Origin of the sequence: Serratia sp. AS12 (assembly GCF_000214195.1) — a bacterium.
Classification (GTDB): Bacteria; Pseudomonadota; Gammaproteobacteria; order Enterobacterales; family Enterobacteriaceae; genus Serratia; species Serratia plymuthica.
Genome location: NC_015566.1, coordinates 5409187 through 5422525 on the forward strand (window position 1 = coordinate 5409187; position 13339 = coordinate 5422525).

Annotated in this window: 14 protein-coding genes; all 14 read left to right on the forward strand. The window is 52.8% G+C overall.

What is annotated here, in order from left to right; genetic code table 11:
- The first annotated feature begins 3 nt into the window (after nt 1-3).
- The 14 genes from asnC to glmU all read left to right on the forward strand — a co-directional run bounded on the left by asnC (nt 4) and on the right by glmU (nt 13219).
- On the forward strand, nt 4-465 hold the full coding sequence (gene asnC / locus SERAS12_RS24990; protein ID WP_004950461.1) for a transcriptional regulator AsnC: 462 nt from the start codon (nt 4-6) through the stop codon (nt 463-465).
- Between the two features lie 96 nt (nt 466-561).
- Nucleotides 562-1002, forward strand: a complete 441-nt coding sequence (gene mioC, locus SERAS12_RS24995; RefSeq protein ID WP_004950463.1) for an FMN-binding protein MioC — start codon at nt 562-564, stop codon at nt 1000-1002.
- Between the two features lie 381 nt (nt 1003-1383).
- Nucleotides 1384-3273: a tRNA uridine-5-carboxymethylaminomethyl(34) synthesis enzyme MnmG gene (gene mnmG, locus SERAS12_RS25000; RefSeq protein ID WP_013815067.1), complete on the forward strand. Its 1890-nt coding sequence runs from the start codon at nt 1384-1386 to the stop codon at nt 3271-3273.
- 137 nt (nt 3274-3410) lie between these two features.
- Nucleotides 3411-4031 (forward strand): 16S rRNA (guanine(527)-N(7))-methyltransferase RsmG, encoded by a 621-nt coding sequence (gene rsmG / locus SERAS12_RS25005; RefSeq protein WP_006321814.1) that lies wholly within the window; start codon nt 3411-3413, stop codon nt 4029-4031.
- A 639-nt stretch (nt 4032-4670) separates the two neighbouring features.
- A complete protein-coding gene (gene atpI, locus SERAS12_RS25010) occupies nt 4671-5054 on the forward strand; it encodes a F0F1 ATP synthase subunit I (protein ID WP_004950471.1) in 384 nt (127 codons plus the stop codon).
- A 21-nt stretch (nt 5055-5075) separates the two neighbouring features.
- Entirely contained in the window at nt 5076-5855 is a 780-nt protein-coding gene (gene atpB / locus SERAS12_RS25015) for a F0F1 ATP synthase subunit A (protein ID WP_013815068.1), read from the forward strand.
- Between the two features lie 49 nt (nt 5856-5904).
- Nucleotides 5905-6144: a F0F1 ATP synthase subunit C gene (gene atpE, locus SERAS12_RS25020; RefSeq protein ID WP_004093904.1), complete on the forward strand. Its 240-nt coding sequence runs from the start codon at nt 5905-5907 to the stop codon at nt 6142-6144.
- A gap of 57 nt (nt 6145-6201) precedes the next feature.
- Nucleotides 6202-6672, forward strand: a complete 471-nt coding sequence (gene atpF, locus SERAS12_RS25025; protein WP_004950476.1) for a F0F1 ATP synthase subunit B — start codon at nt 6202-6204, stop codon at nt 6670-6672.
- A 14-nt stretch (nt 6673-6686) separates the two neighbouring features.
- Nucleotides 6687-7220 (forward strand): F0F1 ATP synthase subunit delta, encoded by a 534-nt coding sequence (gene atpH / locus SERAS12_RS25030; protein WP_004950480.1) that lies wholly within the window; start codon nt 6687-6689, stop codon nt 7218-7220.
- Between the two features lie 12 nt (nt 7221-7232).
- The gene (gene atpA / locus SERAS12_RS25035) at nt 7233-8774 is read left to right on the forward strand and encodes a F0F1 ATP synthase subunit alpha (RefSeq protein WP_006321797.1); all 1542 of its coding nucleotides are present in this window, start codon (nt 7233-7235) and stop codon (nt 8772-8774) included.
- 59 nt (nt 8775-8833) lie between these two features.
- Nucleotides 8834-9697 (forward strand): F0F1 ATP synthase subunit gamma, encoded by an 864-nt coding sequence (gene atpG / locus SERAS12_RS25040; RefSeq protein ID WP_013815069.1) that lies wholly within the window; start codon nt 8834-8836, stop codon nt 9695-9697.
- 32 nt (nt 9698-9729) lie between these two features.
- Nucleotides 9730-11112, forward strand: coding sequence for a F0F1 ATP synthase subunit beta (gene atpD / locus SERAS12_RS25045; protein ID WP_012004485.1), 1383 nt, complete (start codon nt 9730-9732; stop codon nt 11110-11112).
- A 20-nt stretch (nt 11113-11132) separates the two neighbouring features.
- Nucleotides 11133-11552, forward strand: a complete 420-nt coding sequence (locus SERAS12_RS25050) for a F0F1 ATP synthase subunit epsilon (protein ID WP_004950490.1) — start codon at nt 11133-11135, stop codon at nt 11550-11552.
- Nucleotides 11553-11848: 296 nt separating this feature from the next.
- Nucleotides 11849-13219, forward strand: a complete 1371-nt coding sequence (gene glmU, locus SERAS12_RS25055) for a bifunctional UDP-N-acetylglucosamine diphosphorylase/glucosamine-1-phosphate N-acetyltransferase GlmU (RefSeq protein ID WP_013815070.1) — start codon at nt 11849-11851, stop codon at nt 13217-13219.
- Nucleotides 13220-13339 lie beyond the last annotated feature (120 nt).

A 13339-nucleotide genomic window follows, 5' to 3' on the forward strand; every position in this document is an offset into this window, starting at 1 on the left:
TAAATGGCGGAAAATTACCAGATCGATAATCTCGATCGCGGCATCCTCAACGCCCTGATGGAGAATGCGCGCACGCCCTATGCCGAACTGGCGAAGAACTTTGCCGTCAGTCCCGGCACCATTCATGTGCGGGTAGAGAAAATGAAGCAGGCCGGTATCATCACCGGCGCACGGGTAGACGTGAACCCCAAACGTCTGGGTTACGACGTCTGCTGTTTTATCGGCATTATATTAAAGAGTGCCAAAGACTATCCTTCCGCGCTTAAAAAACTCGAAAGCCTGGAGGAAGTGGTCGAGGCCTACTACACGACTGGCCACTACAGTGTGTTTATCAAAGTGATGTGCCGCTCGATAGATGCATTGCAACAAGTACTTATCAACAAGATCCAGACGATTGACGAGATCCAGTCCACCGAAACCCTGATCTCGCTGCAGAACCCCATCATGCGTACCATCACGCCTTAGTCAGTTAATTAGTATACCCATATTATCCACAGGTAGATCCCAGCCGATTCACAGCGTACAATGCTGCGACTTTAAGAAGGCTGGGATCATTCATTCATGGCAGATATAACCCTGATCAGTGGCAGTACGCTTGGCAGCGCCGAGTATGTAGCCGAACATTTGGCTGAAAAGCTGGAAGAAGCGGGCTTCACTACCGAGATGCTGCACGGTCCTGAATTGGATGAACTGACCTTGTCCGGACGTTGGCTGGTGGTGTCTTCAACCCACGGCGCCGGCGACTTGCCGGATAATCTGCAGCCGCTTCTGGAACAAATAGAAGAACAGCAGCCTGACTTATCACAAGTACAGTTCGGTGCAGTCGGTTTAGGCAGCTCTGAATACGATACCTTCTGTGGCGCGATCCAACGGATCAACGATCTTTTGATCGCCTGTGGAGCGAAAAGGATCGGCGATCGGTTGGAGATCGACGTGACTAAACACGAAATTCCTGAGGATCCGGCAGAGGAATGGGTGAAAAACTGGGTTAATTTACTCTAATTTGCTCAAAGATCACGCGAACGATTGTGGATAACTATGCTGGAAAGCAGGGTAAAAGCAGTAGTTATCCCAATAACAACTCTAGGTCGCTTTTTGTCCTGTGCATAACATGCCATTTAGATCCCAGCTTATAAGCAACAGGATCACCGATCATTCACAGCTAACGATCCTCCTTAATCCGCTGATCTCACTCGCGAATAATCACTTATCCACAGAGGATCGCGATCCTAATAAGAGATCTAATAAAGAGATCTTTAAATAAAAAAGATCTTCTTTTAATTACCTAAGATCCTGACCACTTGGTCGATCGACTAAACTTGAGTAGAATCTCCCACCCCAGGGCAAACAACGATCGTTCGCAATACGGCGAGGTGCAGTTCCATGTTTTATCCAGATCAATTTGACGTCATCATCATCGGTGGTGGCCATGCCGGTACTGAAGCCGCTATGGCTGCGGCACGCATGGGGCATCAGACTTTATTATTGACACACAATATCGATACGCTGGGGCAGATGTCTTGCAACCCGGCAATTGGCGGTATTGGTAAAGGGCATCTGGTTAAGGAAATTGATGCACTTGGCGGCCTGATGGCCACGGCAATCGACCATGCCGGCATCCAGTTTAGGATACTAAACGCGAGTAAAGGCCCTGCGGTACGAGCGACTCGTGCTCAGGCAGACCGCGTGCTGTATCGCCAGGCAGTACGCACTGCTCTGGAGAACCAACCTAACCTGACTCTCTTCCAACAGCCGGTCGAAGATCTGATTGTGGAAAACGATCGAGTCGTCGGTGCCGTTACCCAGATGGGCCTGAAATTCCGTGCCAAAGCGGTAGTACTGACCGTAGGCACCTTCCTGGACGGCAAGATCCATATTGGTCTGGAAAATTACAGCGGTGGCCGTGCCGGGGATCCTCCGTCGATCTCGTTGTCACAGCGTTTGCGTGAATTGCCGCTGCGGGTAAACCGCCTAAAAACCGGTACGCCACCACGCATTGACGCACGCACCATCGATTTCAGCGTATTGGCTCCGCAGCATGGCGATACACCGATTCCGGTTTTCTCGTTCATGGGTAACGCCGGTCAGCATCCGGAACAAATGGCGTGTTACATCACCCATACCAACGAAAAAACCCATGACGTGATCCGTAATAACCTCGATCGTAGCCCGATGTATGCCGGGATCATCGAAGGGATCGGGCCACGATACTGCCCGTCGATCGAAGACAAAGTGATGCGCTTTGGCGATCGTAACTCGCACCAGATCTTCCTCGAACCGGAAGGCCTGACCAGCAACGAAATTTATCCAAACGGCATCTCCACCAGTTTGCCGTTTGACGTACAGATGCAGATCGTTCGTTCGATGGAAGGGATGCAGAATGCCCGCATTGTTCGTCCGGGTTACGCCATTGAATATGACTTCTTCGATCCCCGCGATCTGAAGCCTACGTTAGAAAGCAAATTTATCCAGGGCTTGTTCTTCGCCGGCCAGATCAATGGCACCACTGGTTATGAAGAAGCCGCAGCCCAGGGCCTGCTGGCCGGTCTGAACGCCGGGCGTTACGCCAACGAAGACGAAGGCTGGTCGCCACGCCGCGATCAGGCCTATCTGGGCGTGCTGGTGGACGATCTCAGCACGCTGGGCACCAAAGAACCCTACCGCATGTTTACCTCACGCGCCGAATACCGCCTGATGCTGCGCGAAGACAATGCCGATCTGCGCCTGACCGAAAAAGGCCGCGAACTGGGCCTGGTTGACGATGCTCGCTGGGCGCGTTTCAGCGAGAAGCTGGAACATATCGAACAGGAACGCCAGCGCTTGCGAGACATTTGGATGCATCCGCACGCCGAAAACGTCGAGCAGGTAAACGCGTTGCTGAAAGCCCCGCTGTCACGTGAGGCTAACGGCGAGGAACTGCTGCGTCGACCTGAAATGGATTACGCGCAACTGACCACCGTTGCCGCTTTCGCGCCGCCGCTGGCGGATACTCAGGCTGCCGAACAGGTTGAGATCCAGGTAAAATACGAAGGTTATATCGCTCGCCAGCAGGAAGAGATCGAAAAGCAACAGCGCAACGAAAATACCGTGCTGCCGCTGGATCTCGATTATCAGCAGGTGTCCGGCTTGTCGAATGAAGTGATCGCCAAACTGAACGATCATAAACCGAACTCTATCGGCCAGGCTTCACGTATCTCCGGTATCACCCCGGCGGCGATCTCGATCCTGCTTATTTGGCTGAAAAAGCAGGGGCTGCTGCGCCGCAGCGCATAAATCCTGTTTCTGGACGGCCGTTTGTTTACACAGTGAACAAACGGCCGCTGACATCATCCCGGGCCTGAATTATCATGGTCGCCTCATTGGCCAGCCCTGATTAGGCTTGCCGTTCCGCGCCTGTCAGAGGACACGTTGTGCAGAAAAAATTAGATTCGCTGCTCTCGGCGGCAGGCATTGCGCTTCCCGATCAGCAAAAACAGCAGTTGCTGGGTTATGTCGGCATGCTGGATAAGTGGAACAAGGCTTATAACCTCACCTCCGTGCGCGATCCGCAGCAAATGCTGGTGCGCCATATTCTCGACAGCATCGTGGTGAACCCGCATCTGCAAGGTTCGCGTTTTATCGACGTCGGCACCGGCCCCGGTTTGCCAGGCATTCCGCTGGCAATTGTTCGTCCTGATTCTCATTTCACCCTGCTCGACAGTCTGGGCAAGCGCGTGCGCTTCCTGCGCCAGGTGCAGCATGAACTGGGATTGACCAATATCGAGCCGGTGCAGAGCCGTGTTGAAGCGTTCCCGGCCGAGCCGCCTTTTGACGGTGTCATCAGCCGCGCTTTCGCTTCGCTGCAGGATATGCTGTCCTGGTGCCACCATCTGCCGGCAAAAGGGCAGGGGAGGTTCTACGCCCTGAAAGGGGTACGCCCGGATGAAGAGCTGGCGCAACTGCCTGAAGGCATCGTGCTGGAGTCGGTGGTGCGTCTGCAGGTGCCGGAACTCGAAGGTGAACGTCATTTGGTGGTACTTAAGGCAAACTGAGTTTGCTTTTGATCAAAGAAGCGTGAATTAAAGACCGTGTCCAACGCAAAAGATAAGCAGGCTAACTAAATGGTGGTTTCTTTAGTTAATTTACTTTTTATTAACACAAAAATAGCCACTAATTGGCGACAATAGAGTCATTGCCATTTGAAATAGTCACGTTAGCAACGATAGGCGAACGATTCTGCTTTGCTGCTAATGTTAATTGGCTGTTGTAATATTAGCCCGGAAGCTGTCAATAAAAGGTTTTTATCGGGTGTATGGATTGTTTTTGAACAGTTAACTTGTAATGTTTTGATTTATAATATCTTTTGATCGCCCAATTAGCTAAAGACTGTTTGCGTTACGATGAGCTATAAATCAGAACGAAGCATTATTGTGAGCGGCTCCACGTTTCTTGGTGCAATGCTGGAATAATCAGACAATTAAATTAGCCCTATTATTCCGACCGTTTTCTTGTGAAAATGGCCTGAAATGGGGGAATTTAAATAATTGTTCACCTTTTCGCTACTTATCGATTGAATTCGTTGGTATGCCCCGTATAATTTGCTCGTTTTTTGCTGCTTGACTCAGGACGGCAAAGACAGTTTTATACGTCACTCAGCATACCCCCTCTGGGGTACGGAGAGAACAAACGTCATGTCTGTGTCCCTTTACAGCGGAAAAGTAGCACGCAAACTGCTGTTCCTGCAGTTAATGACTTTTGTTCTGATCAGCGCTGTTTTCTTGCTGAAAAGCCTGGAATGGAGCGCTTCGGCATTGGCAGGTGGCCTCGCCGCCTGGTTGCCGAGTGCAATGTTTATGCTGTTTGCCTTGCGCCATCAGGCGCAGACGCCGGCGCCCGGTCGGGTTGCCTGGTCGTTCGCCATAGGCGAGGGGCTAAAGGTCGTGATCACCATCGTTTTGCTGATCGTGGCGCTTGGGGTGTTCAAGGCGGAATTTATACCGCTTGGCCTGACCTATTTAGCGGTGTTAGTGGTGCAAATTGTGGCACCCGCCGTGATTAACAGTTACCGAAATTAACTAAATAAGGGTAGAGGCATCATGTCTGCAGGAGAAGTCTTGACTCCACAGGAGTATATCGGTCACCACCTGACGCAGCTTCAGGTCGGGACGGGGTTCTGGTCGATCAACATCGACTCGATGTTTTTCTCCGTTGTCCTCGGAGCGCTCTTCCTGGTGATCTTCCGCAAAGTGGCTAAAAACGCCACCAGCGGTGTGCCGGGGAAACTGCAAACCGCAGTGGAACTGGTTGTTGGGTTCGTCGACAGCAGCGTTCGTGACATGTACCACGGCAAGAGCAAAGTGATCGCTCCGTTGGCGCTGACTGTGTTCGTCTGGGTATTCCTGATGAACATGATGGACTTGCTGCCGATCGACCTGTTGCCAACCATTGGTGAGCGTTACCTCGGTCTGCCTGCGCTGCGCGTAGTGCCTACCGCGGATGTGAACGTGACCTTGTCGATGGCGTTGGGCGTATTTATCCTGATTTTGTTCTACAGCATCAAAATGAAAGGCGTTGGCGGGTTCGTTAAAGAGTTAACCATGCAGCCGTTCAACCACCCTGTATTCATTCCTATCAACCTGATTCTTGAAGGTGTCAGCCTGCTGTCCAAGCCTGTTTCACTGGGCCTGCGACTGTTCGGCAACATGTATGCGGGTGAGTTGATCTTCATCCTGATTGCCGGCCTGTTGCCGTGGTGGTCACAGTGGATCCTGAGCTTGCCTTGGGCTATCTTCCACATCCTGATCATTACGCTTCAAGCCTTTATTTTCATGGTTCTGACGATTGTCTATCTGTCGATGGCATCTGAAGAGCACTGATTTTCTTAAAACACTTGCACTTTTAAACTGAAACAAACTGGAGACTGTCATGGAAAACCTGAGTATGGATCTGCTGTACATGGCTGCCGCTGTGATGATGGGTTTAGCGGCAATCGGTGCTGCGATCGGTATCGGCATCCTGGGTGGTAAATTCTTGGAAGGCGCTGCACGTCAGCCTGACCTGATTCCTCTGCTGCGTACACAGTTCTTTATCGTTATGGGTCTGGTTGACGCCATCCCGATGATCGCTGTTGGTCTGGGTCTGTACGTGATGTTTGCTGTCGCGTAAGTAGAGAATTTCTCTACACTGAAACCACACTATTAACTTTTAAAGAGGCATTGTGCTGTGAATCTTAACGCAACAATCCTCGGCCAGGCCATCGCGTTCGTTCTGTTTGTCTGGTTCTGCATGAAGTATGTATGGCCGCCGATTATGGCTGCCATCGAGAAGCGTCAGGGAGAAATTGCTGACGGTCTCGCTTCTGCAGAGCGTGCCAAAAAAGATTTGGACTTAGCGCAAGCCAATGCGACCGACCAGCTGAAAACTGCTAAAGCAGAAGCTCAGGTGATCATCGAGCAAGCAAACAAACGCAAAGCTCAGATCATGGATGAAGCGAAAGCCGAAGCCGAGCAGGAACGTAACAAAATCGTGGCGCAGGCTCAGGCTGAGATCGAAGCCGAACGTAAGCGCGCTCGTGAAGAGTTGCGTAAGCAAGTCGCGATGCTGGCAATTGCCGGTGCCGAGAAGATCATCGAACGTTCCGTGGATGAAGCTGCTAACAGCGACATCGTTGATAAACTGGTCGCTGAACTGTAAGGAGGGAGGGGCTGATGTCTGAATTTGTAACTGTAGCTCGCCCCTACGCCAAAGCAGCTTTTGACTTTGCCGTTGAGCACCAAAGCGTAGAACGCTGGCAGGATATGCTGGCGTTTGCCGCTGTTGCCACTCGCAATGAACAAATTTCTGAACTGCTGTCTGGTGCTGTCGCGCCGGAGACGCTGTCCAAAACGTTCATCGCTGTTTGTGGCGAGCAGCTCGACGAACATGGCCAGAACTTTATCCGTGTAATGGCCGAAAATGGACGTTTACTGGTTCTTCCTGCGGTGCTGCAGCAGTTCATCGAACTGCGCGCTTTGCTGGAATCCACCGTCGAAGTCGAAGTGCTCTCTGCGAGCGTACTTAACGACGAACAGCAGGCTAAAATTGCCGCTGCGATGGAAAAACGTCTGTCACGCAAAGTTAAGCTGAATTGCAAAATTGACAAGTCTGTTCTGGCTGGCGTGATTATCCGCGCCGGTGATATGGTGATTGATGGCAGCGTTCGCGGTCGTCTTGAACGCCTGACAGACGTCTTGCAGTCTTAAGGGGACTGGAGCATGCAACTGAATTCCACCGAAATCAGCGAACTGATCAAGCAGCGCATTGCTCAGTTCAATGTGGTGAGCGAAGCTCACAATGAAGGTACCATTGTTTCCGTCAGTGACGGGATCATCCGCGTTCACGGTTTGGCCGAAGTTATGCAGGGCGAAATGATCGCGCTGCCAGGCAACCGTTACGCTATCGCATTGAACCTGGAGCGCGACTCCGTAGGTGCCGTGGTTATGGGTCCGTACGCGGATCTGGCCGAAGGCATGAAGGTAAAATGTACCGGCCGTATTCTGGAAGTTCCGGTTGGCCGTGGCCTGCTGGGCCGTGTAGTTAACACCCTGGGCGCACCTATCGACGGTAAAGGCCCGGTTGATAACGACGGTTTCTCCCCGGTTGAAGCTATCGCCCCTGGTGTTATCGAGCGTCAATCCGTAGATCAGCCGGTTCAAACTGGCTACAAATCTGTTGATGCGATGATCCCAATCGGCCGTGGCCAGCGTGAGCTGGTGATCGGTGACCGTCAGACCGGTAAAACCGCTCTGGCCATCGATGCGATCATCAACCAACGCGACTCCGGCATCAAATGTGTTTACGTGGCTATCGGCCAGAAAGCGTCCACCATCGCTAACGTGGTGCGCAAACTGGAAGAGCACGGCGCATTGGCAAACACCATCGTTGTGGTTGCTACCGCGTCTGAATCCGCTGCACTGCAATACCTGGCACCCTATGCCGGTTGTGCGATGGGTGAATACTTCCGTGACCGCGGTGAAGATGCACTGATTGTTTACGATGACCTGTCCAAACAGGCCGTCGCTTATCGTCAGATCTCCCTGCTGCTTCGTCGTCCACCAGGTCGTGAAGCTTACCCAGGCGACGTATTCTACCTCCACTCCCGTTTGCTGGAGCGTGCTGCGCGTGTAAACGCCGACTACGTTGAAGCCTTCACCAAAGGTGAAGTCAAAGGCCAAACCGGTTCACTGACCGCTCTGCCGATCATTGAAACCCAGGCAGGTGACGTTTCCGCGTTCGTTCCGACCAACGTAATCTCGATTACCGATGGTCAGATCTTCCTGGAATCCAACCTGTTTAACTCCGGTATTCGTCCGGCAGTTAACCCGGGTATCTCTGTATCCCGTGTGGGCGGTGCAGCGCAAACCAAGATCATGAAAAAACTGTCCGGTGGTATTCGTACCGCGCTGGCACAGTATCGTGAACTGGCTGCGTTCTCTCAGTTCGCTTCCGATCTGGATGATGCGACCCGCAAACAGCTGAGCCACGGTCAGAAAGTGACCGAGCTGCTGAAACAGAAACAGTATGCGCCGATGTCCGTCGCACAACAGTCTCTGGTGCTGTTTGCCGCAGAACGTGGCTACCTGAACGACGTTGAAGTCGCGAAAGTCGTGAGCTTCGAAGCCGCGCTGGTTGCTTACGCAGACCGCGAGCATGCCGAGTTGCTGAACCACATCAACCAAACTGGCAATTTCAACGATGAGATCGAGGGCAAGCTGAAAGCTATCCTCGAGACCTTCAAGAAAACCCAGTCCTGGTAACGCCTAACGGTCCTGCTGTTGAAAGACAGCAGGCCGTCTGGTAATGAGGAGAAGCAGAGATGGCCGGCGCAAAAGAGATACGTAGTAAGATCGCGAGCGTGCAAAACACGCAAAAGATCACTAAAGCGATGGAAATGGTCGCCGCCTCCAAAATGCGTAAATCGCAGGAACGCATGGCGGCCAGCCGTCCTTATGCAGAGACCATGCGCAAAGTGATTGGTCACCTTGCGTTAGGTAATCTGGAATATAAGCACCCGTACCTGGATGAGCGTGACGTTAAGCGCGTCGGGTATCTGGTGGTGTCTACTGACCGTGGTCTCTGTGGTGGCTTGAACATCAACCTGTTCAAGCGGCTGTTGTCAGAGATGAAAGGCTGGTCCGAAAAAGGCGTCGAAGTTGACTTGGCGCTGATTGGCTCTAAAGCGGCTTCTTTCTTTGGTTCCGTGGGCGGCAACGTGGTTGCCCAGGTGACCGGCATGGGGGATAAACCTTCCCTGTCGGATCTGATCGGGCCGGTGAAAGTGATGCTGCAAGCCTACGACGAAGGTCGTTTGGACAAGCTGTACATTGTCAGCAACAAATTTGTCAATACGATGTCCCAGGAACCACAGATCGTTCAGCTGCTGCCGTTACCGCCTTCCGATGACGGTGAGCTGAAGAAAACGTCCTGGGATTACCTGTATGAACCCGATCCAAAAGTGCTGCTTGATACCTTGCTGCGCCGCTATGTGGAATCGCAAGTTTATCAGGGCGTCGTGGAAAACCTGGCCAGCGAGCAGGCCGCACGAATGGTAGCGATGAAAGCCGCAACCGATAACGGCGGTAGCCTGATCAAAGAGCTGCAGTTGGTATACAACAAGGCTCGTCAGGCCAGCATCACTCAGGAACTCACCGAAATCGTTTCGGGAGCCTCCGCGGTTTAAGCTAGGTTTACGAATTACGTAGAGGATTCAAGATGGCTACTGGAAAGATTATCCAGGTAATCGGCGCCGTAGTGGACGTCGAGTTCCCTCAGGATGCCGTACCGAAAGTGTACAACGCTCTTGAGGTAGAAAACGGTGCCAATAAGCTGGTGCTGGAAGTTCAGCAACAGCTGGGCGGTGGCGTGGTTCGCTGTATCGCGATGGGGACCTCTGATGGTCTGCGTCGCGGTCTGAAAGTGACTGACCTGGACCACCCGATTGAAGTACCGGTAGGTAAAGCTACCCTGGGCCGTATCATGAACGTATTGGGTGAACCAATCGACATGAAAGGCGACATCGGCGAAGAAGAACGTTGGGCAATTCACCGTCCAGCGCCAAGCTACGAAGATTTGGCCAACTCCCAGGATCTGCTGGAGACCGGTATCAAGGTTATGGACCTGATCTGTCCGTTCGCTAAGGGCGGTAAAGTGGGTCTGTTCGGCGGTGCGGGCGTGGGTAAAACCGTAAACATGATGGAGTTGATCCGTAACATCGCGATCGAACACTCCGGTTATTCCGTGTTTGCGGGCGTGGGTGAGCGTACTCGTGAGGGTAACGACTTCTACCACGAAATGAACGACTCCAACGTACTGGACAAAGTATCCCTGGTTTACGGCCAGATGAACGAGCCACCGGGTAACCGTCTGCGCGTTGCTCTGACCGGTCTGACCATGGCGGAGAAATTCCGTGACGAAGGCCGCGACGTTCTGCTGTTCGTTGATAACATCTACCGTTATACCCTGGCCGGTACCGAAGTGTCCGCACTTCTGGGCCGTATGCCATCTGCGGTAGGTTATCAGCCAACGCTGGCGGAAGAGATGGGCGTTCTGCAAGAACGTATCACCTCTACCAAGACCGGTTCTATCACCTCCGTACAGGCCGTTTACGTTCCTGCGGATGACTTGACTGACCCGTCACCAGCCACCACCTTTGCCCACTTGGACGCAACCGTGGTACTGAGCCGTAATATCGCTTCTCTGGGTATCTACCCGGCCGTTGACCCGCTGGATTCCACCAGCCGTCAGTTGGATCCGCTGGTAGTTGGCCAGGAGCACTACGATGTAGCGCGTGGCGTGCAGTCCATTCTGCAACGTTACCAGGAACTGAAAGATATCATCGCAATTCTGGGTATGGACGAGCTGTCAGAAGAAGACAAACTGGTCGTATCCCGTGCGCGTAAAATCCAACGCTTCCTGTCTCAGCCGTTCTTCGTGGCAGAAGTCTTTACCGGTTCTCCGGGCAAGTTCGTATCGCTGAAAGACACCATTCGTGGTTTCAAAGGCATTATGGACGGCGACTATGACCACCTGCCTGAACAAGCGTTCTACATGGTTGGCACCATTGAAGAAGCAGTGGAAAAAGCCAAGAAACTGTAACGTCTTGAGAGGAGGGTGATATGGCTATGACTTACCATCTGGATGTAGTCAGCGCGGAAAAACATATGTTTTCCGGCCTGGTGCAAAAGATCCAGGTGACAGGTAGCGAAGGCGAACTGGGGATTTTCCCTGGCCATGCGCCGCTGCTGACTGCCATCAAGCCTGGCATGGTGCGTATTGTTAAACAACACGGTGAAGAAGAGTTCATCTACCTGTCCGGTGGTATCCTTGAGGTACAACCGAGCGTGGTAACCGTGCTGGCTGACACTGCTATCCGTGGAACGGACCTCGACGAAGCGAGAGCGCTGGAAGCTAAGCGTAAAGCTGAAGAGCATATCAGCAGCTCTCATGGCGATGTCGACTATGCTCAGGCATCTGCAGAACTGGCGAAAGCGATCGCGAAACTGCGCGTTATCGAGCTTACCAGAAGATCGATGTAATATTTTGGCGCGTGCATAACGCAGCTAAAATTAAGAAAGCGGCCTATAGGGTCGCTTTTTTTTTGCTTTAAAATAAGCATTTCTACCCGGTGGGCGTTGTGATGTATAACACCCGGCACAGGCTAAAAATGTCTCCGATTGCCGACAGTTATACCCAGGATAACGGGATGTCAGCCTGAGCTGCGGAATGCCTAGTGCCACATGGCTTATGCCGGGTTCGTGCAGAAAAATATGTAGTAATATCGTCACCAAAGGGTTCTACTTTCGTCCATCAAAATGGAGTTATCAGGTTGCTTATGTCGAACAGCGCAATGAGTGTGGTGATCCTCGCCGCGGGCAAGGGAACACGCATGTATTCCGATCTTCCCAAGGTGTTACATCCGTTGGCTGGCAAGCCTATGGTGCAGCACGTCATTGATGCCGCGATGAAACTGGGCGCGAAAAACGTCCATCTGGTGTATGGCCACGGCGGAGACTTGCTGAAAAGTACCCTGACCGATGAAGCGTTGAACTGGGTGTTGCAGGCCGAGCAACTGGGTACCGGCCATGCCATGCAGCAGGCTGCGCCGCATTTTGCCGATGATGAAGACGTGCTGATGCTGTACGGCGACGTGCCGTTGATCTCCGTCGATACGCTCACGCGCCTGTTGGCGGCGAAGCCGCAGGGCGGCATTGGCCTGCTGACGGTGAAGCTGGCTGATCCAAGCGGTTACGGTCGCATCGTGCGTGAGAACGACGATGTGGTGGGTATCGTTGAGCACAAGGATGCCAGCGAAGCCCAGCGCCAGATTACTGAAATAAATACCGGCATTTTGGTCGCTAACGGGCGCGATCTTAAGCGCTGGTTGGGGATGTTGAACAACGACAATGCGCAGGGTGAATTCTACATCACGGATATCATTGCGCTGGCCCATGCCGACGGTAAGAAAATTGAAGCGGTGCACCCGTCACGCCTGAGCGAAGTGGAAGGCGTGAATAACCGCCTGCAGCTGTCGCGGCTTGAGCGTATCTATCAGGCAGAACAATCTGAAAAATTGCTGCTGGCCGGCGTAATGCTGCTGGATCCGGCACGTTTTGACCTGCGCGGGGAACTTGTGCACGGCCGCGATATCTCTATTGATGCTAATGTCATTATCGAAGGGTCGGTAAAGCTGGGGGACCGGGTGAAGATCGGTGCCGGCTGCGTACTGAAAAACTGCGTGATCGGTGATGACTGCGAAATCAGCCCCTACAGCGTGTTGGAAGATGCCGTGCTGGCAGCGGAATGCACCGTGGGTCCCTTTGCCCGCCTGCGTCCTGGCGCTGAGCTGGCGGTGGGTGCCCATGTCGGCAACTTCGTCGAAATGAAAAAGGCGCGTTTGGGCAAAGGTTCTAAAGCGGGCCATCTGAGCTACCTGGGCGATGCTGAAATTGGCGACGATGTGAATATTGGTGCCGGTACCATCACCTGTAACTATGATGGCGCCAATAAGCATAAAACCATTATCGGCGACGGCGTGTTTGTCGGTTCCGATACTCAACTGGTGGCGCCAGTGTCTGTCGGCAAAGGTTCTACCATTGCCGCAGGCACTACGGTGACCCGTGATATCGGCGAGGATGAACTGGTGCTGAGCCGCGTCAAGCAGGTGCATATCCAGGGCTGGCAGCGTCCGGTCAAGAAGAAGTAACAACTTAGACTCCCTCTCCTTTTGGGAGAGGGCCGGGGTGAGGGGGCTGACGGCTCCTCACCCTGTTTTGCCCTGTGCTTTGGTGCAGAGTGCAGGGCAAAACATAATAATCCCCATTCT

Bases quoted from the DNA above. Each gene is read 5' to 3' on its own strand.
- atpE (WP_004093904.1), top strand. From the start codon at position 5,905: ATGGAAAACCTGAGTATGGATCTGCTGTACATGGCTGCCGCTGTGATG.
- asnC (WP_004950461.1), top strand. From the start codon at position 4: ATGGCGGAAAATTACCAGATCGATAATCTCGATCGCGGCATCCTCAAC.
- SERAS12_RS25050 (WP_004950490.1), top strand. From the start codon at position 11,133: ATGGCTATGACTTACCATCTGGATGTAGTCAGCGCGGAAAAACATATG.
- mnmG (WP_013815067.1), top strand. From the start codon at position 1,384: ATGTTTTATCCAGATCAATTTGACGTCATCATCATCGGTGGTGGCCAT.
- atpA (WP_006321797.1), top strand. From the start codon at position 7,233: ATGCAACTGAATTCCACCGAAATCAGCGAACTGATCAAGCAGCGCATT.
- atpH (WP_004950480.1), top strand. From the start codon at position 6,687: ATGTCTGAATTTGTAACTGTAGCTCGCCCCTACGCCAAAGCAGCTTTT.
- glmU (WP_013815070.1), top strand. From the start codon at position 11,849: ATGTCGAACAGCGCAATGAGTGTGGTGATCCTCGCCGCGGGCAAGGGA.
- atpG (WP_013815069.1), top strand. From the start codon at position 8,834: ATGGCCGGCGCAAAAGAGATACGTAGTAAGATCGCGAGCGTGCAAAAC.
- atpI (WP_004950471.1), top strand. From the start codon at position 4,671: ATGTCTGTGTCCCTTTACAGCGGAAAAGTAGCACGCAAACTGCTGTTC.
- mioC (WP_004950463.1), top strand. From the start codon at position 562: ATGGCAGATATAACCCTGATCAGTGGCAGTACGCTTGGCAGCGCCGAG.
- atpB (WP_013815068.1), top strand. From the start codon at position 5,076: ATGTCTGCAGGAGAAGTCTTGACTCCACAGGAGTATATCGGTCACCAC.
- atpD (WP_012004485.1), top strand. From the start codon at position 9,730: ATGGCTACTGGAAAGATTATCCAGGTAATCGGCGCCGTAGTGGACGTC.